The organism is Castellaniella sp. MT123, from assembly GCF_039614765.1.
Classification (GTDB): Bacteria; Pseudomonadota; Gammaproteobacteria; order Burkholderiales; family Burkholderiaceae_B; genus Castellaniella.
Genome location: NZ_CP154879.1, coordinates 1151695 through 1175097 on the forward strand (window position 1 = coordinate 1151695; position 23403 = coordinate 1175097).

Below are 23403 nucleotides of genomic sequence, written 5' to 3' on the forward strand. Positions count from 1 at the left end.
TCACCCGACCATCATCAGGCTGGCGTTGCCGCCGGCGGCGGCGGTGTTGATGCAGATGGACACCTCGCGCACCAGCATCTCCAGCGGATAGCCGACGCCACTGGCCAGCTCGTGAGAGCGCCGTGCCAGGACCGGGATGACCGGTCCCGGGCGCGCAGCGACCGAGCGCGTCAGGGTCAGCAGATCGTCGCCATCGCCTTCGAAGAGCGCGACTTGGAAATCGGCCGATTCGACGGCATCAGGGGCCACCCAACGGACCGGATCCATCGCGCGATGCTGCTGGTGGAATGCGCGCACATCGGGTGAGTCCACCCAGAGCATGGCGTTGCCGGTGCGTTGGCAAGCCTGCAGCTGGGCTTGGGCGCCGGCGGCGCTGACCGCCCGGCAGAGCACCGTGCCCCGGGGCTTCAATCGATAGTGATTGGTCTCGCCCGTGGGACCAGGCAGCTCCAGCGGCTGCGCGTCCTGTCCCACGACACCGTCGACCGGCAGGGCGTTCGTGGACACCGACAGCAGTCGATGCAGATACAGCGGCCCACCCGCCTTCGGACCCGTACCCGACAGGCCTTCGCCGCCGAATGGCTGCACGCCCACGGTGGCGCCCACGATGTTGCGATTGACGTAGATGTTGCCAACCTGGATGCGACCGGTGACGTGCCGCACGGTTTCATCCAGCCGGGTGTGCACGCCGAAAGTCAGCCCATAGCCGCGCCCGTTGATAGCGTCGATGACCGCATCCAGATCTTCACGCCGGTAGCGCAGGACGTGCAGCACCGGCCCGAAGACTTCGCGTTCGAGTTCGGCGATATCGGAAATCTCGATCAGGGTCGGCGCCACGAAAGTGCCGAAACGCACCTGCTCGTCGTCCAGCGCTTGACGGTCGATGGCGTGGCCAGCGGCCTGCATGCCCTGGATGTGGCGCTCGATCATGGCCTGGGCATCGGCATCGATGACCGGACCGATGTCGGTGGACAGCAGTTCCGGACGCCCGACCCGCAATTCGTTCATGGCGCCGCGCAACATGCCCAGCGTGCGGTCGGCGCAGTCTTCCTGCACGCACAACACGCGCAAGGCCGAGCAGCGCTGACCGGCGGAATCGAAGGCGGAACTGAGCACGTCATAGACGACCTGCTCGGTCAGGGCGGACGAATCCACGATCATCGCGTTCTGGCCGCCGGTTTCGGCGATCAGGGGGACCGGATGGCCCGCGCCATTCAGGCGCTGGGCCAACGTGGCCGCGATAAGTTTGGCGACCTCGGTCGAACCCGTGAACATGACGCCACGCACCACCGGGCTGGCGACCAGTGCGGCACCCACGGTTTCCCCATGGCCGGGCAGCAACTGTACGGCAGCATGCGGAATACCCGCCCGATGCAGCACCGATACCCCATAGGCGGCGATCAGATTGGTCTGTTCGGCGGGCTTGGCCAACACGACATTGCCGGCGGCCAGGGCCGCGCTGACCTGACCGGTGAAGATGGCCAGCGGGAAGTTCCAGGGGCTGATGCACAGCACCGGCCCGAGCGGCCGATGACTGTCGTTGGAGAATTCCTCTTCGATGCGCACCGCATAGTAGCGCAGGAAATCCACGGCCTCGCGCACTTCCGACACGGCATTCGGAAAGGACTTGCCGGCCTCGCGCACGATCAGCCCGATGGACACCTGCATCTCGTCTTCCAGCAGCTGCGCGGCATGGCGCAGGCACTGCGCACGCTCGGCCACCGGCGTGGCCTGCCAGATGGGCGCGGCATATTCAGCACGCTTCAGGGCCGCCTGGACGTCCGCCTCGTCGGCCTCGACCAGTTGGCCGACCACATCGCGATGATCGGCGGGGTTCAGGACGGGTTGGGCGCGATCGGACTGCCATTCGCCGGGAGGCGACGCTTGCCAGACCTGGCCGGCGCTACCCAGCAGGGCAGCCGCCAGCGATCCCAGCCGATGCTCGTTGCTGAGGTCCAGACCGGCCGAATTGGCCCGATTTTCCCGGGACTGGTACAGATCGCGCGGCAAGGGAATGCGTTCGTGCGGAGCCCCCAGGGGCTGGATGGCGCGAGCCTTGCGCACCGGATCCTCGATCAAATGATCGATGGGGATGTCCTTGTCACCGATCTGGTTGACAAAGGACGTATTGGCGCCGTTTTCCAGCAGGCGGCGCACCAGATAGGCCAGCAAGGTTTCGTGCGTGCCCACCGGCGCATAGACGCGGCAAGGCCGGTTCAGATGGCCCTTGGCCACCGGGCCGACGACTTCCTCGTACAGCGGTTCACCCATGCCGTGCAGGCACTGGAACTCGTACTGCCCGGGATAGTAGTTTTCGCCCGCCAGATGATAGATGGATGCGAGCGTCTGGGCGTTGTGCGTGGCGAACTGCGGAAAGACCGCGTCCGGCGCTGACAGGAGCTTGCGCGCACAGGCCAGGTAGGACACGTCGGTATGCACCTTGCGCGTGTAGACCGGATAGCCTTCCAGGCCGTCGATCTGCGCGCGCTTGATCTCGGAATCCCAGTAGGCGCCCTTGACCAGGCGCACCATCAGGCGATGTTTGCTGCGGCGGGCCAGATCGATCACGAAATCGATCACGAAGGGTGCCCGCTTCTGGTAGGCCTGGATCACGAAACCGATGCCGTTCCAGCCGCGCAGGCGCTCATCGAAGCACAGGGCTTCGAGCAGGTCGAGCGAGAGTTCCAGCCGATCGGCCTCTTCCGCATCGATGTTCAGACCGATATCGTAGCGCCGCGCCAGGGCCGAGAGTTCGATCATGCGCGGCAACAGTTCGGCCATGACACGGTCGCGCTGCGCGCGGGCATAGCGCGGGTGCAACGCAGACAGCTTGATGGAGATGCCGGGGCCTTCGTAGATGCCGCGCCCCTGCGAGGCCTTGCCGATGGCGTGGATCGCCTGCTCGTAGGAACGGTAATAGTGGGCGGCGTCTTCCGCCGTGGTGGCCGCCTCGCCCAGCATATCGTAGGAATAGCGAAAGCCGATCTCTTCGAACTTGCGGCTGTTGGCCAGCGCCGACGAGATCGTCTGGCCGGTGACGAACTGCTCGCCCATCAGGCGCATGGCCATGTTCACGCCGCGCCGGATCAGCGGTTCGCCGCCTTTCGCGATCAGACGGGTCAGCGCCTGGGACAGGTTCTGTTCGCTGTTGACGCTGACGAGTTTACCGGTGACGAGCAGCCCCCAGGTCGCCGCGTTGACGAACATCGACCGGGATTCGCCCACGTGGGCACGCCAGTCGCCGCGGCTGATCTTATCGCGGATCAGCGCATCGCGCGTGGCCTGATCGGGAATACGCAGCAGAGCCTCGGCCAGACACATCAGGGCAACCCCTTCCTGGCTGGAGAGCGAGAATTCCTGGATCAGGCCCTCGACGCCGCCACCCTTGCGTTTGCTACGCAGCGTCTGGACCAGGCGCCGGGCCAGGGTCTCGACCTGATCCGCCTGCGGCGAGCCTGCCTGATCGAGCAACATGGCGACGCATTCGGGTTCGGGCCGCCGGTAGGCGGCTGTGATCGCCGAGCGCAGCACCGATTGCGGCTGGATCTCCTGGGCGAACTCATAGAACGGTGTTTGTGGATCCGGCTCGGTGGGTGCGTCGGATTCGGCGGTTTCCGAACGATGATCGATGTCGGCCGGCAGCTGGCCACGCTCGATGGCCTCGACATAGGTCAGCAGGGCTTGCTTGTGCAGCCAGTGGGGCGTGCACCCCAGTTTGTCCGCCTGCAGCCGCAAACGGTCACGCAAGGTCTCATCGACCTTCACACCCAGGGTAACAGTCGCCATGATCGGGTTCTCGGTGAATCAGCGCACACCGTCCCCATGACGAGTGCATGTCAGTCACCGAGCATACTATAAGGTTGTACCTCTTCCTACCATTATGGTTAACCCGAAAATCAATCAAGTACAACCGTATTGAGCATTCCCCGAACCCGTCGGTAAACCGTGCGCCCCAGACGCGCGATCCGCCGCCATCAGCGCAGCCAGAGACCACACCGCTTGCCGCTGGGCATCGACCAGCGCCGGAATCCCCGAGGCGGCTGGAACCCGGATGCGGGCCTGGCAGACCAGTGCCTGGGCAGTGCCGGGCAAACGATCCGTCCAGACGGCGGCCAGATCGGCGCCCTGGTTCCACAGCAGGTCGAACCGGGTCACCCGAACCTCGATCTGGCGCACTGGCCTATCCCGGGCGCCAGGCAGACGTTGCAGGTCCGGCACCCCCAGAGAGGCCGCCACTCGCGCCGCCAGTACCGTCTGGATCTGATCGGCCAGCGGCCCCGCCCACAGGGAATCGTTGAGCACCTGAACCGCAGGGTCCGAGGCCGCATCGCGCACCAGCAACTGCGGCCGGTCCGCATCGGCGGGAATCCGCAGGACCTGCAGGCGCAGGCCATAGGATGGCGTGGCCGGCAACCCGGATGCGGCGCCCGGCGCCTGGACCATCGGCCCGTCCAGGCTGTAATAACGGCTGGGTGCGCCGGCGCAGGCGCCCAGCAGGCTCGTCACGCTACAGATCAACACCAGAAACAGTCGTCGCATCGGATTTTTCCTAACGCAAGCGGTCGGGGCTGCGCCCCCGCAACAGGGATTCGGGATGAGCCTGCAGGGAATCCACCAGCAGACGCAGCGCCCGGGCTGCCCCGTCCAGCGCCTGCAAGGTATCCTGCAGATTGCCCAGCACCGGGGCATCCGGCCCGAGAACAGCACCGACCCGATCCAGCGAGCGCCGCGCCGATTCCAGCGTCTGATTGGCCTGCGGGACCACCTGCGTGTCCAGGCGGCCGAGCAGCTTGCGCAGGTTGGTCAAGCTGCCCTGCAGCTCGCGCCCCAGGTCTTCGAGCGGCAATTTGTCGAGCTTGGTGACGATGCTGCTCAGCTGACGCTGCAATTGATCGAAATCCCCCGGCACCGTCGGCAACAGATAGCCGGCGGATGGCGCGTCGCCCGGGATCTGGATCCGGGCATGCGCCTGATCCGGGAAGAAATCCAGCGCCACGTACTGCTGGCCGGTCAGCAGGCTGGCCGTGCGCAACTGGGCTCGCAGGCCATTCCGGATGAGCGGCCCCAGCAACGCCGCGCCCTGCGCACCATTGACTGATTTCACCAGATCGCGATACGCCTGGCTGAATCGCATCGGGTAGACCAGCGCGCGCACACGGGAATAAAAGCGTTTGCGTGTCTTGTCGAATTCCAGATCGATATCGATCACCTTGCCGATCGGCATACCCCTGAAATCCACATCCGCCCCGACCCGCAACCCACGCACCGACTGGTCAAAGCGCAGCTCGATCTCGGTGGCCGGCCCGTCCGGATCGGCGAGCGCCTGATCCCGCGTGTCGAACAGCGTATAGCTACTGCCCGCCTTGGCCGGGGTCGAATCCACCGTGCCGTCATAGGAACTGGACTCGTCCGGCTGGGCGAACGCCACCCCGCCGTTCAGGACGGCCGACAGCCCGCTGGTGCGCAACTGCACCCCTTCCGCCGACAGCGACATGTCGATGCCACTGTCGTTCCAGAACCGGGTATCCGGCGTCACATAGCGATCATATGGCGCCTGGACGAAAATCTGCAGATCGACCGCTCGGCCGTCGGGGGCCATGGTGTAGCCGACGACCCGCCCGACCTCGATGCGGCGGTAATACACCCGGGATCCCACCACCAGCGACCCCAAGGAACTGGAAACCAGCTGGAACCGGGTGCCGACCTGGCCGCTGAGCACTTCGGGCGGATTGGCCAGTCCCTCGAAAAAATAGACGGCGGATCCCTTGGGGGGCGTGGTCGGTGCGTCCACGCTCAGGTACATCCCCGACAGCAGCGTATCGAGCCCCGACACGCCGGCCAGGCTGACCTGCGGGCGGACAATCCAGAACTTGGCGCCCTTCTGGGTAATGTAGGAGGATCCATCCCGGTCCAGCTGGACGTCCACCAGCACGTGCTCGCGGTCGTCGGCGACCCGGACGTCCTTGACCAAGCCCACCACAACGTCGCGATAGCGAAGCTTCGTCTGCCCCGCCTCGATGCCGGCCGCGGACAGGAAACTGATGGTGATGACCGGCCCCGTGCGCACCCAGACCGAAGCCAATAGCGACAGGGCCACGGCCAGCGCCAGCAGCGGCACCAGCCAGACCCAGGACCAGCGCAGCGACCGGCCAAGCCGGATCGTCGGCGTCAGTGCCGGCTCTGGTGCCTGTGCAGCCTCTAGGTTGTGCTGCTCCTCGTCAGTCGTCATGATCGTCCTTATCCGGGCGCGCGGCGCGCAGACGTTCCCAGCCTCGACGCGGATCATACCGCAAGGCCGCCCACATCGTGAGCACCACCACCGCACCGAAATTCAGCGCCGCCGGCCCCACATCGATGCGCGACAGCCCCGGAAAATTCGCCATGGCGGTCATCAGCACCACGACGAAGACATCCAGCATCGACCACTGGCCGACGAATTCGACTACCGCATACAGGCGCGTGCGCTGTCGTTGAACCCGCACACCGCGCGGTTTGCTGCGCAGCAGCAGGAAGGACAGGGCCAGCATTTTGGTCACCGGCACCAGGACGCTGGCCACAAACACGATCAGGGCAAGATCCCAGGATCCCAGACGCCAGAGCTCGATCACCCCGCCCAAGATCGTGTGATTGCTGGCGCCCAGCAGGGTCTGCACCCGCATGATCGGCAGGGTGTTGGCGGGAATGTAGAAGATGATGGCGGCCAGCAACAGTGCCCACACCTGCGCGGCTTCGTCGTGACGCCGCTCGTGCAGGGGAGCATCACAGCGCCGGCAGCGCCCCGACACGGGCGGCGCCTGGACACAGCCGCAGGACTCGCAGACCGCTCCGGTGCCCAGACGCCCCGACATCAGCACCATGCCGGCATCCTCGGCCTCGCGCCACAGGGCCCGGGCATCCCAGCGGCCCATGCCCGACAGCATGAAACTGAGCAGGAAAAACCCCACCAGCCCGGGGCCGATCCGCAACTGTGCCATGCCCGCGAACTTGACCATGGCGACCAGGATCGCCAGCACCAGGACTGTTGCCATCGACCATGGGGCCAGCCGGGCCAGCCAGCGTAGGGTCCCCCCCAGATCCGGCGGCAGGCGCCGGTTGGCCACAGCCTGCATCACCCAGAGCGTCAGGGAGATCCACACGAGCGGAAACCAGAACCCGACCAGCCCCGTCATGATCGAAACCCCGTAATAGCCACGGTCCCAGCACAGCCGCAAGGCCCCCCAGAACGTCAGGCTGACGTCCAGCCCCTGGACCGACAAGATCGCGATGGGAAAGCCTTGAGCGAGGGCGAACACGATCAGCGTCGTCCACCCCAGCGCCACCCATTGTCGAAGCGACAGCATGCCCCGGCGATACAGCACCGTCTCGCAACAACGGCAAACGGCCAGACCCCGGGCACCGGGATCCAGCCGCTCATGCAAGGTATCGCAATGCGGACAGGCGATCAGGGGCCTGCTCGCCATCAGGGCCTGCCCTCGATCATCGGGCCCTAATCCACGAGCTCAGGCTCTGGGTGCGAGGGCGACGGGACCGAGCCGGAATCCACCGGATCATTGGGGAAATTCAGCACCACCTGCCCCTGGGCATCCAGATCGACCTGAACCCGGCCGCCATGCACCAGGCGGCCGAACAGCAGTTCATCGGCCAGTGCCCGGCGGATCGTGTCCTGAATCAGACGTTGCATCGGGCGCGCACCCATGGCCGGATCGAAGCCAGCGCTGGCCAGATGATCGCGCAATGCCTGAGTGAAAATCACATCCACGTGCTTTTCATGCAGCTGATCTTCCAGCTGCATGAGGAATTTATCCACCACGCGCAGGATGATCTCGCGCGGCAGCGACGAGAAACCGATGATGGCATCCAGGCGATTGCGGAATTCGGGAGTGAACTGGCGCTTGATGTCGGCCATTTCATCACCCGTGCGTTCCGGCGTCGCGAACCCGATCGCATTGCGGTTGAGCGTATCGGCCCCCGCGTTGGTGGTCATGACCAGGATGACGTTGCGGAAATCGGACTTGCGGCCGTTGTTGTCGGTCAGGGTGCCATGATCCATGACCTGCAGCAGGATGTTGTAGACGTCCGGATGGGCCTTTTCGATTTCGTCGAGCAGCAGCACGCAATGTGGCTGCTTCGTGACGGCCTCGGTCAGCAAACCGCCCTGATCGAAGCCCACATACCCCGGAGGCGCCCCGATCAGGCGTGACACGGTATGGCGTTCCATGTATTCGGACATGTCGAAGCGCAGCAATTCGATGCCCAGCACGAAGGCCAGCTGCCGGGCGACCTCGGTCTTGCCCACGCCCGTCGGCCCCGAAAACAGGAAGCAGCCGATGGGCTTGTCCGGCCGCCCGAGCCCGGAGCGCGCCATCTTGATCGATGCGGCCAGCGCGGCAATCGCCTGGTCCTGGCCGAACACGACGGACTTCAGGTCGCGTTCCAAGGTGGCGAGCTTGTTGCGGTCGTCGGTGGATACGTTCTGCGGCGGGATGCGCGCAATGCGCGCCACCGTGGCCTGGATCTCGGCCCGCCCGATGACCTTTTTCTGGCGCGATTTGGGCAGCAGACGCTGTGCGGCGCCGGCCTCGTCGATGACGTCGATGGCCTTGTCAGGCAGGAACCGATCGCTGATGTGGCGCGCCGCCAGTTCGGCCGCCGCTGTGATGGCGGCACCCGAATAGCGCACTTGGTGGTGCGCCTCGAAGCGCCCTTTGAGGCCACGCAGGATGCGGATGGTCTGTTCGACCGACGGTTCGGGGATGTCGATCTTCTGGAAGCGCCGCGCCAAGGCGTGGTCCTTTTCGAAGATGCCACGGTATTCGGTGTACGTCGTTGCCCCGATGCACTTCAGATATCCGGAGGACAGCGCAGGCTTCAGCAGGTTCGACGCGTCCAGCGTTCCACCCGACGCCGATCCAGCCCCGATCAAGGTATGGATCTCGTCGATGAACAGCACCGCATGGCGGTTGTCCTTCAGCGCCTTGAGCACGAGCTTCAGTCGCTGCTCGAAATCACCACGGTATTTGGTACCCGCGAGCAAGGCCCCCATGTCCAGAGCGTAGACCTGGGTTTCGTTCAGGACTTCAGGGACGTCGCCCTGCGTGATGCGCCAGGCCAGGCCTTCGGCGATGGCCGTCTTGCCCACCCCCGCCTCGCCGACCAGCAAGGGATTGTTCTTGCGCCGGCGGCACAAGACCTGGATGACGCGCTCGACCTCGTCCTCGCGGCCGATCAACGGATCGATGTGCCCCTTCAGGGCTTCGGCGTTCAGGTCGGTGGCGTAGGTTTCCAGCGGCGATTTCTGCTGATCGGATTTCGGATCCGCGGCCGGCGGCTCGAGGCGCGGATTGTCGGCGGATGCGGGCTCGTCGGGCATCTTGGTGATGCCATGCGACAGGTAATTGACGACGTCCAGGCGCGACACCCCCTGCTGTACCAGGAAATAGACCGCATGCGAGTCCTTTTCGCCGTACATGGCCACCAGGACATTGGCCCCCGTCACGGCGGTCTTGTTGGAGCCGTTCGAGGACACATGCATGATCGCCCGCTGGATGACCCGCTGGAAACCCAGCGTCGGCTGCGTATCGACTTCGCCATCCCCCGGGAAGACCGGAGTGTTCTCGACGATGAATTTGCGCAGGTCCTGGCGCAGCAGTTCGACGTCCGCCGCGCACGCGCGCAGAACCTCGATTGCCGAAGCGTTATCCAGCAGGGACAGCAGCAGGTGCTCCACGGTGATGAATTCATGTCGGGCGGCACGCGCCTCGACGAACGCCATGTGCAGGCTGACTTCAAGTTCTTCGGAAATCACGCTTCCTCCATTGCATATCGGAGCGGACCAAGCAATCCGTTGTGTCTATTCTATGACTAAATCGGCCCGCTGTTCGGCGGAACCGGATTAGAGCGTCACCCGGGCCACGATGGGAGACCGTCTCTCGACGGCATCGCCCGCATGACACAGGGATCATGTGCATCAAACCAACGGTACCGGTTCCATCAGGCATTGCAGGGGATGCTGATCGGCGTGAGCCATGCGCAACACGGCATCGACCCGGGTGGCGGCCACGTCACGCGTGTAGATGCCGCAGACGCCACGCCCTTCGTGGTGTACCTGCAGCATGATGCGCTCGGCCTCGTCCCCGCCCTTGTGAAAGACCTGTCGCAGGACGCGCACGACGAAATCCATGGGCGTGTAATCGTCATTGAGCAGCACGACCTGATACATTGGCGGTGGCGCCAGACGCGTCGGCGCGGTAGCATGCGCCAGTTCATGCTGATTTTGAGTCACGATCGGCATGCACATTAAAACCTAGTGGTTTCCATAGTTGACTGAATGACGCTGAATTCAGCATGATCGTCGTGTCCGGCGGACCGTTGCCATCACTGGCCGGCCTGGGCCGTTAAACTCTACACACACAGAGGCAGTTTGCATGTCGGAATCCATCGAAAATACCGGGGAATCGCAGAAACAGACCGGCACCGTCAAATGGTTCAATGACGCCAAGGGCTTTGGCTTCATTACTCCTGACAACGGCGGCGAAGACCTTTTTGCTCACTTCTCGTCCATCCAGATGAACGGCTTCAAGACCCTGAAAGAAGGCCAGAAGGTCGCTTTCAATATCGGGCAGGGTCCGAAAGGCAAACAAGCCCTGAATATTACTGCCGCCTGATCCCAGCAGGACATATCGTTGTTATTTTACCGCGATGCGGGGTCCGCCAAGGGCCCCGCCTTTTTGCTTTCCTGCACCGCAACGATCGCGGCCTGCCTGTCGCTGCTGTCGCCATACCCGCCGGCGCTGGCACAAACCTCCCTACCATCCGTGCATCTTCAGATCGGCACCCACGCCGTGCGCGCGGAACTCGCCGATACCCCGCAAACCCTGCGCGAAGGCCTGATGCACCGAGAGACGCTGCCCGCCAATAGCGGCATGCTGTTCAAGCTGGGCCCGCCGGACATCTACTGCTTCTGGATGAAGAACACGCTGATTCCCCTATCCATCGCCTTCATCGACGATCAGGGGCGGATCGTGGACATCCAGGACATGCGGCCGCACAGCCTGGATCCGCACTGTCCACCGGCGCCAGTCACCAGAGCCCTGGAAATGAACCAGGGCTGGTTCACGCGAGCGCGCATCCAGGTGGGCGAACCGGTACTCGGGATCCCCAGGTGAAGCGCACCCAGATATGAAAAAAGGCAGCCAGGCTGCCTTTTTTCATGCGAGACCTCCGGGAAGGGAGGCATCGTGACGCGCCAGGGGATCAGCCCAGGTTGCTGGCAGCGAAATCCCAGTTCACCAGCTTCCAGAAGTGTTCCAGGTAGGTCGGACGCGCATTGCGGTAGTCGATGTAGTAGGCATGTTCCCAGACGTCACAGGTCAGCAGAGCCTTGTCCTGGGTGTTGACCGTGGTGCCGGCATTGCTGGTGTTGACGATGTCCAGCGTGCCGTCGGGTTTCTTCACCAGCCAGGTCCAGCCGGAGCCGAAATTGCCCGCTGCGGACTTGGAGAACGCGTCCTTGAATGCATCGACGCCGCCCCATTTGGCCTCGATCGCCTTGCGCAGCGCGCCGGTGGGCTCGCCACCGCCCTTGGGCGACAGGCTGTTCCAGTAAAAAGTGTGGTTCCAGACTTGGGCGGCGTTGTTGAACACCCCCCCGCTGGATTTGCGAATGACGTCTTCCAGGCTGAGGGAGGCCAGCTCGGTGCCTTCCACGGCTTTATTCAGATTGGTGACATAGGCCTGGTGATGCTTGCCATAGTGGAATTCCAGCGTTTCCTTGGAAATATGGGGAGCAAGCGCATCCATCGCATACGGGAGCGGCGGCAGGGTAAAAGCCATGACATTTCCTTCAAAAAGACAGTGAACGAACCGGAGGGGTCTCGGGCCTAGAGCAGCGAGTCGGTACGCACGACGTCGGCCTGGGCCCAGCCCTGGCCGAATTCGATATCGATACGCTCTGGAATCTTCAAGTCTAACGCATTTTTGACGATGCTCCCGTCGCTGCGATGCACGATCGAATATCCCCGCGTAAGGACCGCGCGGGGGTCCAGCGCACGCAGCGTCCCTTCGGCCACGGCCAGCCGGCGCCCGTCTTTTTGCAGCAGCCGCTCCATGCCCGCCTGTGTGCGCCTGGACGCCCAGAGCACAGCCTGCTCGTGCTGGCGCAGGCGCTGCCACAGCGGCGGCAGCAGCCGCTCGTAGGCCGCATCCAGCCTTTGACGATGCATGCGCAAGCGCTGAGCGGGAGAGATCAATTGGGCCGTCGCGCGATCCAGGCGAATCGCCGCATGCTCCAGCCGGCGACGCTGGTCGCGCATCAACTGGCTCAGCGCCCCCTGTACGCGACCCAGCGCCTGGTCCCGGCTGTCGCAGCACAGCTCGGCGGCGGCGGTCGGAGTCGGTGCCCGCAGATCGGCCACGAAATCGGCGATCGTGAAGTCGGTTTCGTGGCCCACGCCGCTGATGACAGGCACCGGACTGGCTGCGATACGGCGCGCCAGGGCTTCGTCATTGAAGCACCACAGGTCTTCCAGGCTGCCGCCGCCTCGCACCAGCAACAGCAGATCGACCTCGGCGCGCACCGCCGCCTGATCCAGGGCCGCACACAACTGGGCGGCGGCTTCGCGCCCCTGGACCGGCGCCGGATAGACGATCACCCGAATGTGTGGAGCGCGGCGCGCCATGACCGAGAGCACGTCACGCAGCGCCGCCGCCGCCAACGAGGTCACCACCCCGACCGTGCGCGGCATCGCGGGCAGTGGACGCCGACGCGAGGGGTCGATCAGGCCTTCCTGTGTCAGCCGGTCCTTCAGGCGCAGAAACGCTTCGTGCAGATCGCCGCGCCCAGCGCGCCGCACGGATTCCACCTGCACCTGAAAGTCGCCGCGCGGCTCGTAGAGCGACACCTGGACGCGAAATTCGTAGCGCCCGCCCACATCGGGCACGAACCCCACCATCTGGGTCCGCCCCCGGAACATCACCGCGCGAACCACGGCGGCCTCGTCCTTGATGGAGAAGTACCAGTGGCCCGACGCGGCACGCGTGAAGTTGGAGATCTCGCCCACCACCCACAGGCGCGGAATTCCAGTCTCCAGCAGGCGGGCGACCTGGCGATTGAGCTGTGACACGGTCAACACCGTGTCGTCCTGCGGAGAACCGCGCTGTTCATACTCTTGACCGATCAGACTCATGAAAAGCTATCCACAGAAAACACTTTCTTGTCAAACAGGCCTGTTTTCGGGCATGCCCAAGGAGGCCATCAGAAAAAACATCAACAAGAAATCATAAGTTATTGATAAAAATGGATTAATCAGTGAAAGCAAAAATGTGCAAAAAATAGCCAATGAACCGCAAAGGGGCTTGAAACATGCGCCTGACGATTTTTATACACAGAATTATCCACAGAATCTGTGGATACTCGGCCAAAAGCCTGATGACACGCCACTTTCTCGGGTAATTTCCTGGGAAAACCGCATCTCATCCGCATCCAGGCCGCAGCGATCGCTGTGGCTATTGCAAGGCCGTGCCCCGCCTGTCGCGCTGGCCACTCAGCGGACGGCCCAAAGCCACAAATGTGTGCGACATGGCGACGCGTTCAGAGCATCCCTGAGGATAGAATAGGGATCTTCCGTCCACGGCACTGAACTCAAAGGAACTGGATCTTGCTGGACATCATCCAAGCAGCGGGCTGGCCCATCTGGCTGCTGGTGGCCACTTCGGTCATTACGCTGGCGATCATCATAGAACGATTCCTGGCCCTGCGCGCCAGCCAGGTCATGCCCGCCGGCCTGCCCGAGCAGGTGCTGGAACTCATGCGCCGCCAGCAGGACGAACCCGACGCGGTGCTACGGCTGGCGCGCGGCAGCCCCATGGGCCGCATTCTGGCGGAAGTCGCCGCACAGCGCGATCAGGACGACGACTGGCGCCAGGCGGCCATCGAGGCAGTCGGGCGCGACGTCTCCTGGCGTCTGAACCGCTATCTGTCCGGCCTGGCCACCATTTCCGTCATCGCGCCGCTGCTGGGCTTGTTCGGCACCGTGGTCGGCATGATCGAGATCTTCGGCGCCTACGACCCAGCGGGCGGCGATCCGGCCCAGCTGGCTCACGGAATTTCAATTGCGCTCTACAACACCGGATTCGGGATCCTGATTGCCATCCCCGCACTGGCGTTCCACCGCTACTTCCGCTCCCGCGTCGAATATTTCCTGCACACGATGGAGCGCGAGGCGGGCGCCCTGAACCGCCTGATCAGCCGTCGCGCCACGCCATGAACTTCCACCACCGCCGCACGCATGACGAGCCGGAGATCAACCTGATCCCGCTGATCGACGTCCTGCTGGTGATCCTGATCTTCCTGGCGGCCTCGACCTCGTTTACCCAGACCCGCCAGCTGCAGGTCGCCCTGCCCCAGGCCCAGGCTCAGGCGCTCGACACCGGGCAGGCACTGGACCTGGCCATCAGCCGCGACGGCCTGTATGCCTTGAATGGCCACTATCTGGAAGCCGCCGACGATGCCTCGTTGGCCGATGCCCTGCGTCGGGCCGCCGAAGGCCACCCGGACACGGCCTTGCGTATCGACGCCGATGGCCAGGCATCCCACGCATCGGTCGTGCGCGCACTGGAAGCCGCCCGACTGGCACAGATCAGCCGGGTGCGCTTTCTGACCCAGTCCCGCCCGTGACCCCGCCTGCCCTTTCATCCTGGCGACGGCGCGTGGAAGACCGTCTGCAGGCCGTCTGGCGCTCTCGCGGGCCGGTCAGCACGATGCTGATGCCACTGGCCTGGTTGTACGGCCGGATCGCCGCGCGCCGCCTGCGCAGGCAGTCGATCCGGGCGTGGCGCGCTCCCGTGCCGGTACTCGTGGTAGGTAACATCCTGGTCGGCGGCACAGGCAAAACGCCGGTCACGGCAGCCGTCTGCCGGCACCTGCAGGCGGCCGGCTGGCACCCCGGCATCCTCAGCCGTGGCTACGGCATCACCACCGGGGCCGCGCCCCGGCTCAGCGACCAGTCCGGTGACAGCGCCCATCTAGGCGACGAACCGGCTCTGCTGCATGCCGCCACAGGCGCCCCGATCGCCGCGCATCCCCGCCGTTCGCTCGCCGCCGTGGCCCTGCTGCGCGCGCATCCTGAGATCGACGTGCTGATTGCCGACGACGGCCTGCAGCACACCGCCCTGGCGCGCGATCTGGAGATCATCGTGCAGGATGCCCGCGGGACCGGAAACGGCCGCCTGCTGCCAGCCGGCCCCCTGCGTGAACCCCCCGCACGGCTCCGGAATGCCGACTGGTTGATTACCCAACTGGCCCCCGGCGACGCCCCGCCGCCCGACACGGATCCGGCCAGCGCCGACCGCCCTCACCGCGTGGCCTTGCGCCTGCGCCCCGATCACCTGGTTCACCTGGCCGACGGCCAGTCGCTGGACTGGGAAACCTGGCGCACGCGGTATGGGCGCGCCCCCTGCAGCGCAGCTGCGGGCATCGGGCAGCCGCAACGCTTTTTCGCCATGCTGGAGGCCGCCGGGCTATCCCTGGCCCGGACACTGAGCGCGCCCGACCATCAGGCTCCCTCGCCCGCCGACCTGCGGCAATTGCCCTCGGGCCCGATCCTCATCACGGCCAAGGATGCCGTCAAATACCCGGCTCCCTGCGACCCGCGGCTCTGGGTGGTGCATGCTTCGCCCGTTTTTTCCGATCCCGACTGGCTACGGGATCTGGACGCGGCGCTCCATGCGTGCGCCGCAACTTTGCGGCACAAGCCCGGCGCCAGGCATTAAACTGTTGTCTTTGCCACTCGACAGAACGCCCGTTTCCATGGAAAACCGCTTGTTGCAGATCCTCGTCTGCCCCGTGTGCAAGGGCCCGCTGCGCCATGACCGCGAGCACAATGAACTGATCTGCCCGGCCGACCGCCTGGCCTTCCCCGTTCGCGACGGGGTGCCCGTCATGCTGCCCGGCGAGGCCCGCGAACTCACGCCCCCCCTCGAACCGACGACCGCATGAAGTTCACCGTCGTCATCCCGGCGCGCGCCGCCTCCACCCGCCTGCCAGGCAAACCGCTGCTGGACGTGGGCGGATTGCCCATGGTGATCCGTACGGCGCGCCAGGCCGCGAAGTCCGGCGCTATCCGGGTGATCATCGCCACCGATCACACCGACATCGCCCAGGCGGCCGCCAGCCATGGGGTCGAGGCCCTGATCACCCGTGCCGACCACCCCACGGGCACCGACCGTCTGGCCGAGGTTGCCGAACACCTGAACCTGGATGACGCGGCCATCGTCGTCAACGTCCAGGGCGACGAACCGCTGATCGATCCCGCGCTCATCGACGCGGTGGCCGCGCTGCTCGAACAGCACCCCGAAGCCGCCATCGCCACCTGCGCCGCTCCCATCCAGGACGCGCAGACGCTCTTTGACCCCAACGCGGTCAAGGTCGTCTGCGGCGCGCAGGGCCGCGCCCTGTATTTTTCCCGCGCCCCCATTCCCTGGGCCCGCGACGCGCTGACCGACGGCCAGCAGCGCCTGGCGCCGGGTCTGCCTGCCTGGCACCACATCGGACTGTACGCATACCGTGCCGGATTCCTGCGCCAGTTTCCCGAACTGCCCCCAGGACAGCTGGAACGCATCGAATCACTGGAACAGCTGCGCGCGCTGGAACAAGGCTTTCCCATCGTTGTCCATCAGGCAGCGGCCCTGCCCGCGCGCGGAATCGACACCCCGGAAGACCTGGCCCGGGTACGCGCCCTGTTTCCGGCCGGGTCCGCCTGACACCGCTGGCGCTGCGCCGATTGCTGCAATGCGGCATAATCGGAAAAATTTGAAAAGAAACTTCGGAGGAAAATCATGCGCTTGATTCTGCTAGGCCCCCCAGGAGCGGGCAAAGGTACCCAGGCCGCGTTCATCACCGAGACCTTCGGCATCCCGCAGATCTCGACGGGCGACATGCTGCGCGCCGCCGTCAAGGCGCAAACCCCGCTGGGACTGGAAGCCAAGAAGATCATGGATCAGGGTGGTCTGGTGTCCGACGACATCATCATCGGACTGGTGCGCGACCGCCTGACGCAGCCCGATTGCCAGAGCGGCTACCTGTTCGACGGTTTCCCCCGCACCATTCCGCAGGCCGATGCCCTGAAGAACGCAAACGTCCCGCTGGATTACGTGATCGAGATCAGCGTCCCGGAGGACAACATCATCGAACGCATGAGCGGGCGGCGCGTGCACGTCGCCAGCGGCCGCACGTACCACGTGAAATTCAACCCGCCCAAGCGCGACGGCCTGGACGACGAAACGGGCGAGCCTCTCATCCAGCGCGACGACGACCGAGAGGACACCGTCCGCCACCGGCTGTCGGTCTACCGCCAGCAGACACGCCCACTGGTCGACTATTACGCCCAGTGGTCTTCGACGGGCGATGCCCGCGCGCCGCGCTATGCAAAAATTTCAGGCGTCGGCTCGGTGGACCAAATCCGCGAACGCATCCTGGACATCCTGCGCGCACACCACGCTGCCTAACCCCGGAAAGCCGCCATGGACATCCGTAAGCAAGTCATCCTCATCACAGGTGGCGCCTCCGGCCTGGGCGCTGGCACCGCGCGTGCACTGGCAGCCCAGGGCGCGCGGGTCGTGCTGGCCGACGTCCAGGACGAGGCCGGCCGTGCGCTGGCCGCCGAACTGGATCAGACCTACGTTCACTGCGACGTGACCTCGGAATCCGACGCGCAGGCGGCGGTGGACGCGGCCGTGGCACGCGGGCCACTGCGCGGTCTGATCAATTGCGCCGGCATCGCCCCCGCCTCGCGTATCGTGGGCAAATCCGGGCCGCACGACCTGGGCCTGTTCCGGCGCGTCATCGATATCAATCTGGTGGGTTCCTTCAATATGGCGCGACTGGCCGCCCAGGCCATGACGGCCAACGAGCCCCAGACCACCGGCGAGCGCGGCGTGATCATCAACACGGCCTCGGTCGCCGCCTACGACGGCCAGATCGGCCAATGCGCCTATGCCGCCTCCAAGGCCGGCATCGTCGGCATGACGCTGGCCATTGCACGCGATCTATCCAAGCTCGGTATCCGCTGCATGACGATCGCACCGGGCATCTTCGGCACGCCCATGCTGTTCGGCATGCCCCAGGAAGTCCAGGATTCCCTGGCGGCCAGCGTGCCCTTCCCGTCGCGTCTGGGTCGTCCGGAAGACTACGCCAAACTGGCGCTCAGCATCCTGGACAACGACATGCTCAATGGCGAAACCATCCGTCTGGATGGCGCCATCCGCATGGCGCCAAAGTAATGATGACCCCCACGCTGCGCAGGCTTGCTGTCCACATCGCGGCCTGCATGCCGCTCGGATTTGCCAGGCACGGAGCAGTCCGCAGGGACTACTCCGCGTCCGGTCTCATCCCCCAAGGGGGCCGCTTTTGCCTTGGGGCGGCCCAGCGGCAAAAGGGTTCATGAGCTTATTAAGATCAGCCGCCACCATCAGCGGCCTGACCCTGTTTTCCCGCATTACCGGCATGCTGCGCGATATTCTCATCGCCAGCGTGTACGGGGCCGGGCCCCTGACGGACGCCTTCTGGGTGGCCTTCCGGATCCCGAACCTGCTGCGGCGGCTGTTTGCCGAAGGCGCCTTTTCCCAGGCCTTTGTACCTATTCTGGGCGAAGTGCGCCTGCGCGATGACCATGCGACGCTGCGCCGGCTGCTCGACCGCGTGGCCCTGATGCTGTTCGCCTCGTTGTGCGGAGTGACGCTGCTGGGAACCCTGGGCGCGACGTGGGTGGTGACGGCCATGGCCAGCGGCATGCGCACGGCATCCCGGGCCAAGGAATTCGAGGAAGCCATCTGGATGACGCGGCTGATGTTTCCCTACATCATCTGCATGTCCCTGGTGGCGTTCGCCTCGGGCGTGCTGAACACCTTCCGCCGCTTCGCTGTCCCGGCGTTCACGCCGGTCCTGCTCAATCTGTCCATGATCGGCGCCAGCCTGCTGCTGGCCGGTCACCTGGACCAGCCCATCCATGCACTGGCGATCGGGGTGATGGCCGGCGGCATCCTGCAGTTGACGGTGCAGTGGATCGCCCTGGCGCGGCTGGGCCTGATGCCGCGCTACGGCGACGGCCTGCGGGCCGCGTGGCGGGATCCCACCGTCCACCGCATCCTGCGCCAGATGCTGCCAGCCACGCTGGGGGTCTCCGTGGCGCAGCTGTCCCTGCTGATCAACACGAACATCGCCACATGGCTGACGCCGGGCAGCGTGACCTGGCTGTCGTTCGCCGACCGGCTGATGGAATTTCCCACTGCCCTGCTGGGTGTGGCACTGGGCACGGTGCTGCTGCCCAGCCTGTCCGCAGCCCATGCCCGTGAGGATCACCAAGCCTACAACGCCTTGCTGGACTGGGGCTTGCGCCTGGTGCTGCTGCTGGGGCTGCCCGCCGCGCTGGGCATGGCGCTGCTGTCCGATGGTCTGGTGGCTACCCTGTTCAACTATGGCGCTTTCTCGGCCCACGACGTGGCACAGACACGGTTGGCCGTGATGGCATACGCCGCCGGCCTGCTGGGCCTGCTGGCCATCAAGATCCTGGCCCCTGGCTTCTATGCCAAGCAGGACATCCGCACCCCCGTCAAGATCGCCATCGCCGTCCTGGCCTTCACCCAGCTGATGAACGTCGCCCTGGTACCCTGGCTGGCGCACGCGGGGCTGGCACTGTCCATCGGGCTGGGCGCCAGCGCCAATGCCCTGAGCCTGGTGATCCTGCTGCGCCGTCGCGGGCTGTATACGCCGCTGCCCGGCTGGCCGGGCTTCATTCTGAAACTGGTGCCGGCGCTGGCCGCCATCGCGCTGGTTCTGATCTGGACCAACCGGCATCTGGACTGGGTTGCCCTGGGCCCCCATCCGGGACAGCGTGCGGCGTGGCTGCTGGGCATCCTGGCCCTGACCGCGCTGGCCTACTTCAGCACCTTGTTTTTATTCGGTTTTCGCCCCAAAGACTTTACACGCAGGCGCTCGTAGGATAAACTTACCGTCTTTGCTTCGCAGTCCAAGCAACCGTTTCCAATTACGCAAACCAGATAACACCCTATGGCCAATTCCGCACAAGCCCGTAAACGCGCCCGCCAGGCCGTTGCCCAGAACAAACACAACGCCAGCATGCGCTCGATGCTGCGCACCGCCATCAAGCGTGTGCGCCAGGCCATCGAAGCGGGTGATCAGACCGCCGCCAACGAAGTCTTTCGCAAGACCAGCAGCGTGATCGACCGTGTCGCCGACAAGCAGATCATCCACAAGAACAAAGCCGCCCGCCATAAGAGCCGTCTGTCGGCTGCGATCAAGGCGCTGGCCTGATCCAAGAAACGCGGCTTGCACTGCAACAAAAAAGGCACCATGGGTGCCTTTTTTGTTGCAGTGCGCTAAAGGCAGTGCCCCTACATGGATGCCGTCCGTGCGGACGCGATTCGGCCCAGGCATGCCGGCCCTAGGCCGGCCCCGCCATCAAGCCGGCTGGCGTCCCAGCAGCAGAAATTCCATCAAGGCCTTCTGCACATGCAGGCGGTTCTCGGCCTCGTCCCAGACCACGCTTTGCGGGCCGTCGATGACCTCTCCGGTGACTTCTTCACCACGATGCGCCGGCAGGCAGTGCATGAAGAGCGCATCGGGTCGGGCCACCGACATCATCCGCGCATCGACGCACCAGTCGGCAAAAGCCAGGCGGCGGGTTTCGTTCTCGGTTTCATAACCCATGCTGGTCCAGACGTCGGTCGTGACCAGATCGGCGCCCCGGCACGCATCCGTCGGGTCGTCGAATTCGCGCAGCACGGATTCGGGCTGCCGCCCCACGCGCAGCGGATCCAGGCGGTAGCCCGCCGGCGCGGACACATGCAGCGTGAAACCCAGCAATTCGGCCGCCTGCAGCCAGGTGTAGGCCATATTGTTGGCATCCCCGATCCACGCCACGGTCTTGCCCTGGATCGGCCCGCGATGCTCGACGAAGGTCTGGATGTCCGCCAGGATCTGGCAGGGGTGGAATTCATTGGTCAGGCCGTTGATGACCGGCACCCGCGAATGCGCGGCGAACCGTTCGATACGAGTCTGTTCGAAGGTGCGGATCATCACCAGATCGACCATCCGGGAAATCACCCGCGCGGTATCCTCGATGGGTTCGGAGCGCCCCAGCTGCGAACCTTCGGTGGTCAGATAGATGACCGAACCGCCCAACTGGTACATGCCGGCCTCGAACGAGACACGGGTCCGCGTGCTGGCCTTCTCGAACACCATGGCCAGATTGCGGTCGTGCAGCGTGTGATGCGGCTGGTAGCGCTTGAACTTGTCCTTGATCAGGCGCGCACGGTCGATCACGTAATGGATTTCATCCTCGGAGAAATCGCGCAACTGCAAGAAATGCCGCAAAGGCCCGGTGGGATTGGCTGCAGACATGGAAAACCCTATGCAAAGGGACCATCTTACCGTGGTCCCACAGGACGCGCAAAGCGCCGATCGGATACAATGCGCGGCGTAGGGGATGTTGCGCGTCCGTATCCTGGGCGTGTCCCGTCTATGGAACCCGCATGAACCACCCAGTCCAGCATTTGATCATCCACGGCAAGACCCTGGAGGGTCAGCGATTTCGCCCCAGCGATTGGGCAGAACGTCTGGCCGGGGTGTTGTCCCAGTTCCGCCCCGCTGGATCCCATCCCAACCCGCTGTCTTATTCCCCTTATGCCATGCCCCGCTCCATCGACGGAGTGCCCTGCGTCCTGATCGACCATCGCCTGCGCCAGCTCGAGCCCCTGGCCTGGAAGTTCGCCTGCGACTTTGCCGCCAGCAACCATCTGCAGACATCGGAATCGGCCCAGCCTGCCGCTGACGCACCAAAGGCATAGCCCCCGCACCCGACATCCCGTCTTGAAAAAAAGCACCGGATATCGATCCAGTGCCTTTCTTGACGGATGGCGCCTGCCAGGATGGCAGGTCGCCGCTCAGTTCAGAACGGCGGCTCCTGATGCTTACTTCGCGTCGTGATCCTGGCGGATCTGCGGAATATCCGACTGGCCCGTTTTTGCCAACAGACCGACCTGCGTGTAGGTGAACAGCTTTTCGCGTGTGTCGGTGATGTCCAGGTTGCGCATTGTCAGCTGGCCGATACGGTCCAGCGGCGAGAACATGGACTCGCCCTTTTCCATGGTCAAGCGTTCCGGGTGATAGGTCAGGTTGGGCGAACGCGTATCCAGGAGGGAATAATCATTCCCGCGGCGTAGTTCCAGGGCGACCTCGCCGGTGATGGCGCGCGCCACCCAGCGTTGCGCGGTTTCCCGCAGCATGATGGCCTGCGGATCGAACCAGCGGCCCTGGTACAGCAGACGACCCAGGCGCAGGCCATTGATGCGGTATTGTTCGATCGTGTCTTCGTTGTGGATGCCGGTCACCAGGCGCTCGTAGGCGATGTGCAGCAGCGCCATGCCCGGGGCCTCGTAGATGCCGCGGCTCTTGGCCTCGATGATGCGGTTCTCGATCTGGTCGCTCATGCCCAGGCCATGGCGACCGCCGATGCGGTTGGCTTCCAGCATCAGTTCCACGGGATCCGTATATTCCATGCCGTTGAGCGCCACCGGACGGCCTTCTTCGAAGCGCACGACGACTTCCTCGGCCTTGACGTCCGTGCCCGACTTCCAGAACGCCACGCCCATGATGGGCTCGACGATGCGGATCCCCGAATTCAGATGTTCCAGGTCTTTTGCCTCGTGGGTGGCGCCCAGCATGTTGGAGTCCGTGGAATAGGCCTTTTCCGCCGACATCTTGTAGTCGAAGCCATTTTCCTGCAGATACTGGGACATTTCGGCACGACCGCCCAGTTCGTCGATGAAGCGCTGATCCAGCCAGGGCTTGTAGATCTTGAGTTCCGGATTGGTCAGCAGGCCGTAACGGTAAAAGCGCTCGATGTCGTTGCCCTTGAATGTGCTGCCGTCGCCCCAGATGTGCACATCGTCCTCGCGCATCGCCGACACCAGCATGGTGCCGGTCACGGCGCGGCCCAGCGGCGTGGTGTTGAAGTAGGTGACCCCGCCCGTGGAAATGTGAAAGGCGTTGCACTGCAGCGCGGCGATGCCTTCGGCCACCAACTGGGCGCGGCAATCCACCAGACGCGCGCCCTGGGCGCCGTAGCGCAGGGCCTTGCGGGGGATTTCGTCGTAATCCTGCTCGTCGGGCTGTCCCAGGTTGGCCGTGTAGGCAAACGGAATCGCGCCCTTGTTCTTCATCCACAGCAAGGCAGCGCTGGTATCCAGCCCGCCCGAAAAGGCGATGCCGACCTTCTGCCCGACCGGCAGGTTCTCGAGAATGGTTGTGCTCATGGGGATCCGATTAGGCAAGAGTCAAGACAATCCGCCATTATATCGTCGCCCCCAGGGGTGTCTGTCCTGTGCGGG

Annotated in this window: 22 protein-coding genes; 12 read left to right on the top strand and 10 right to left on the bottom strand. The window is 64.6% G+C overall.

Going from position 1 to position 23403, the window contains the following annotated elements; genetic code table 11:
* The 6 genes from putA to clpS all read right to left on the bottom strand — a co-directional run bounded on the left by putA (position 1) and on the right by clpS (position 10291).
* Positions 1-3786 (bottom strand): trifunctional transcriptional regulator/proline dehydrogenase/L-glutamate gamma-semialdehyde dehydrogenase, encoded by a 3786-nt coding sequence (gene putA, locus ABCV34_RS05285; protein WP_345798163.1) that lies wholly within the window; start codon positions 3784-3786, stop codon positions 1-3.
* A 114-nt stretch (positions 3787-3900) separates the two neighbouring features.
* Entirely contained in the window at positions 3901-4539 is a 639-nt protein-coding gene (locus tag ABCV34_RS05290; RefSeq protein WP_345798164.1) for a PqiC family protein, read from the bottom strand.
* A gap of 10 nt (positions 4540-4549) precedes the next feature.
* Entirely contained in the window at positions 4550-6229 is a 1680-nt protein-coding gene (locus tag ABCV34_RS05295) for an MlaD family protein (RefSeq protein ID WP_345798165.1), read from the bottom strand.
* Entirely contained in the window at positions 6219-7460 is a 1242-nt protein-coding gene (locus ABCV34_RS05300) for a paraquat-inducible protein A (RefSeq protein WP_345798166.1), read from the bottom strand. Before ABCV34_RS05300 ends, ABCV34_RS05295 begins: the two co-directional genes overlap by 11 nt.
* Positions 7461-7486: 26 nt before the next feature.
* Positions 7487-9805, bottom strand: a complete 2319-nt coding sequence (gene clpA, locus ABCV34_RS05305) for an ATP-dependent Clp protease ATP-binding subunit ClpA (RefSeq protein ID WP_345798167.1) — start codon at positions 9803-9805, stop codon at positions 7487-7489.
* Positions 9806-9967: 162 nt separating this feature from the next.
* The gene (clpS, locus tag ABCV34_RS05310) at positions 9968-10291 is read right to left on the bottom strand and encodes an ATP-dependent Clp protease adapter ClpS (protein ID WP_345798168.1); all 324 of its coding nucleotides are present in this window, start codon (positions 10289-10291) and stop codon (positions 9968-9970) included.
* A gap of 133 nt (positions 10292-10424) precedes the next feature.
* On the opposite strand from clpS, the gene ABCV34_RS05315 reads away from it, so the two are divergent.
* Positions 10425-10664 (top strand): cold-shock protein, encoded by a 240-nt coding sequence (locus tag ABCV34_RS05315; RefSeq protein WP_345798169.1) that lies wholly within the window; start codon positions 10425-10427, stop codon positions 10662-10664.
* An 18-nt stretch (positions 10665-10682) separates the two neighbouring features.
* Complete coding sequence (locus ABCV34_RS05320) at positions 10683-11165, top strand: DUF192 domain-containing protein (protein ID WP_345798170.1); 483 nt, start codon at positions 10683-10685, stop codon at positions 11163-11165.
* A gap of 88 nt (positions 11166-11253) precedes the next feature.
* Here the strand turns inward: ABCV34_RS05320 and sodB are convergent, their stop codons facing one another.
* Both sodB and xseA read right to left on the bottom strand, forming a co-directional pair.
* Positions 11254-11832, bottom strand: coding sequence for a superoxide dismutase [Fe] (sodB, locus tag ABCV34_RS05325; RefSeq protein WP_345798171.1), 579 nt, complete (start codon positions 11830-11832; stop codon positions 11254-11256).
* A 47-nt stretch (positions 11833-11879) separates the two neighbouring features.
* Positions 11880-13184, bottom strand: coding sequence for an exodeoxyribonuclease VII large subunit (xseA, locus tag ABCV34_RS05330; protein ID WP_345798172.1), 1305 nt, complete (start codon positions 13182-13184; stop codon positions 11880-11882).
* Positions 13185-13655: 471 nt separating this feature from the next.
* Here xseA and ABCV34_RS05335 point away from each other — a divergent pair, with 471 nt between their 5' ends.
* The 9 genes from ABCV34_RS05335 to rpsT all read left to right on the top strand — a co-directional run bounded on the left by ABCV34_RS05335 (position 13656) and on the right by rpsT (position 20326).
* Positions 13656-14264, top strand: coding sequence for a MotA/TolQ/ExbB proton channel family protein (locus tag ABCV34_RS05335; RefSeq protein WP_345798173.1), 609 nt, complete (start codon positions 13656-13658; stop codon positions 14262-14264).
* The gene (locus ABCV34_RS05340) at positions 14261-14674 is read left to right on the top strand and encodes a biopolymer transporter ExbD (RefSeq protein ID WP_345798174.1); all 414 of its coding nucleotides are present in this window, start codon (positions 14261-14263) and stop codon (positions 14672-14674) included. The genes ABCV34_RS05335 and ABCV34_RS05340 overlap by 4 nt, the downstream gene beginning before the upstream one ends.
* A gap of 32 nt (positions 14675-14706) precedes the next feature.
* Entirely contained in the window at positions 14707-15768 is a 1062-nt protein-coding gene (lpxK, locus tag ABCV34_RS05345; protein ID WP_345798175.1) for a tetraacyldisaccharide 4'-kinase, read from the top strand.
* A gap of 37 nt (positions 15769-15805) precedes the next feature.
* On the top strand, positions 15806-15994 hold the full coding sequence (locus ABCV34_RS05350; protein WP_345798176.1) for a Trm112 family protein: 189 nt from the start codon (positions 15806-15808) through the stop codon (positions 15992-15994).
* The gene (gene kdsB / locus ABCV34_RS05355; RefSeq protein WP_345798177.1) at positions 15991-16758 is read left to right on the top strand and encodes a 3-deoxy-manno-octulosonate cytidylyltransferase; all 768 of its coding nucleotides are present in this window, start codon (positions 15991-15993) and stop codon (positions 16756-16758) included. Before ABCV34_RS05350 ends, kdsB begins: the two co-directional genes overlap by 4 nt.
* Positions 16759-16833: 75 nt before the next feature.
* Entirely contained in the window at positions 16834-17502 is a 669-nt protein-coding gene (gene adk / locus ABCV34_RS05360) for an adenylate kinase (protein ID WP_345798178.1), read from the top strand.
* Positions 17503-17517: 15 nt separating this feature from the next.
* Entirely contained in the window at positions 17518-18276 is a 759-nt protein-coding gene (locus ABCV34_RS05365; RefSeq protein WP_345798179.1) for a 3-hydroxyacyl-CoA dehydrogenase, read from the top strand.
* A 160-nt stretch (positions 18277-18436) separates the two neighbouring features.
* Entirely contained in the window at positions 18437-19993 is a 1557-nt protein-coding gene (gene murJ, locus ABCV34_RS05370) for a murein biosynthesis integral membrane protein MurJ (RefSeq protein ID WP_345798180.1), read from the top strand.
* A 69-nt stretch (positions 19994-20062) separates the two neighbouring features.
* Positions 20063-20326: a 30S ribosomal protein S20 gene (gene rpsT / locus ABCV34_RS05375; RefSeq protein WP_345798181.1), complete on the top strand. Its 264-nt coding sequence runs from the start codon at positions 20063-20065 to the stop codon at positions 20324-20326.
* Positions 20327-20473: 147 nt separating this feature from the next.
* Here the strand turns inward: rpsT and argF are convergent, their stop codons facing one another.
* On the bottom strand, positions 20474-21415 hold the full coding sequence (gene argF / locus ABCV34_RS05380; RefSeq protein WP_345798182.1) for an ornithine carbamoyltransferase: 942 nt from the start codon (positions 21413-21415) through the stop codon (positions 20474-20476).
* A gap of 131 nt (positions 21416-21546) precedes the next feature.
* On the opposite strand from argF, the gene ABCV34_RS05385 reads away from it, so the two are divergent.
* A complete protein-coding gene (locus tag ABCV34_RS05385; protein ID WP_345798183.1) occupies positions 21547-21861 on the top strand; it encodes a DUF3579 domain-containing protein in 315 nt (104 codons plus the stop codon).
* 123 nt (positions 21862-21984) lie between these two features.
* On the opposite strand, the gene argG is transcribed toward ABCV34_RS05385, so the two are convergent.
* The gene (gene argG, locus ABCV34_RS05390; protein ID WP_345798184.1) at positions 21985-23328 is read right to left on the bottom strand and encodes an argininosuccinate synthase; all 1344 of its coding nucleotides are present in this window, start codon (positions 23326-23328) and stop codon (positions 21985-21987) included.
* Between the last annotated feature and the right edge of the window lie 75 nt (positions 23329-23403).

Coding starts and splice junctions, on each gene's coding strand:
- ABCV34_RS05365 (WP_345798179.1), top strand. CDS start 17,518: ATGGACATCCGTAAGCAAGTCATCCTCATCACAGGTGGCGCCTCCGGC.
- clpS (WP_345798168.1), bottom strand. CDS start 10,291: ATGCCGATCGTGACTCAAAATCAGCATGAACTGGCGCATGCTACCGCG.
- putA (WP_345798163.1), bottom strand. CDS start 3,786: ATGGCGACTGTTACCCTGGGTGTGAAGGTCGATGAGACCTTGCGTGAC.
- ABCV34_RS05350 (WP_345798176.1), top strand. CDS start 15,806: ATGGAAAACCGCTTGTTGCAGATCCTCGTCTGCCCCGTGTGCAAGGGC.
- ABCV34_RS05385 (WP_345798183.1), top strand. CDS start 21,547: ATGAACCACCCAGTCCAGCATTTGATCATCCACGGCAAGACCCTGGAG.
- xseA (WP_345798172.1), bottom strand. CDS start 13,184: ATGAGTCTGATCGGTCAAGAGTATGAACAGCGCGGTTCTCCGCAGGAC.
- kdsB (WP_345798177.1), top strand. CDS start 15,991: ATGAAGTTCACCGTCGTCATCCCGGCGCGCGCCGCCTCCACCCGCCTG.
- argG (WP_345798184.1), bottom strand. CDS start 23,328: ATGAGCACAACCATTCTCGAGAACCTGCCGGTCGGGCAGAAGGTCGGC.
- rpsT (WP_345798181.1), top strand. CDS start 20,063: ATGGCCAATTCCGCACAAGCCCGTAAACGCGCCCGCCAGGCCGTTGCC.
- adk (WP_345798178.1), top strand. CDS start 16,834: ATGCGCTTGATTCTGCTAGGCCCCCCAGGAGCGGGCAAAGGTACCCAG.
- ABCV34_RS05315 (WP_345798169.1), top strand. CDS start 10,425: ATGTCGGAATCCATCGAAAATACCGGGGAATCGCAGAAACAGACCGGC.
- murJ (WP_345798180.1), top strand. CDS start 18,437: ATGAGCTTATTAAGATCAGCCGCCACCATCAGCGGCCTGACCCTGTTT.
- sodB (WP_345798171.1), bottom strand. CDS start 11,832: ATGGCTTTTACCCTGCCGCCGCTCCCGTATGCGATGGATGCGCTTGCT.
- ABCV34_RS05290 (WP_345798164.1), bottom strand. CDS start 4,539: ATGCGACGACTGTTTCTGGTGTTGATCTGTAGCGTGACGAGCCTGCTG.
- ABCV34_RS05295 (WP_345798165.1), bottom strand. CDS start 6,229: ATGACGACTGACGAGGAGCAGCACAACCTAGAGGCTGCACAGGCACCA.
- ABCV34_RS05300 (WP_345798166.1), bottom strand. CDS start 7,460: ATGGCGAGCAGGCCCCTGATCGCCTGTCCGCATTGCGATACCTTGCAT.
- argF (WP_345798182.1), bottom strand. CDS start 21,415: ATGTCTGCAGCCAATCCCACCGGGCCTTTGCGGCATTTCTTGCAGTTG.
- ABCV34_RS05340 (WP_345798174.1), top strand. CDS start 14,261: ATGAACTTCCACCACCGCCGCACGCATGACGAGCCGGAGATCAACCTG.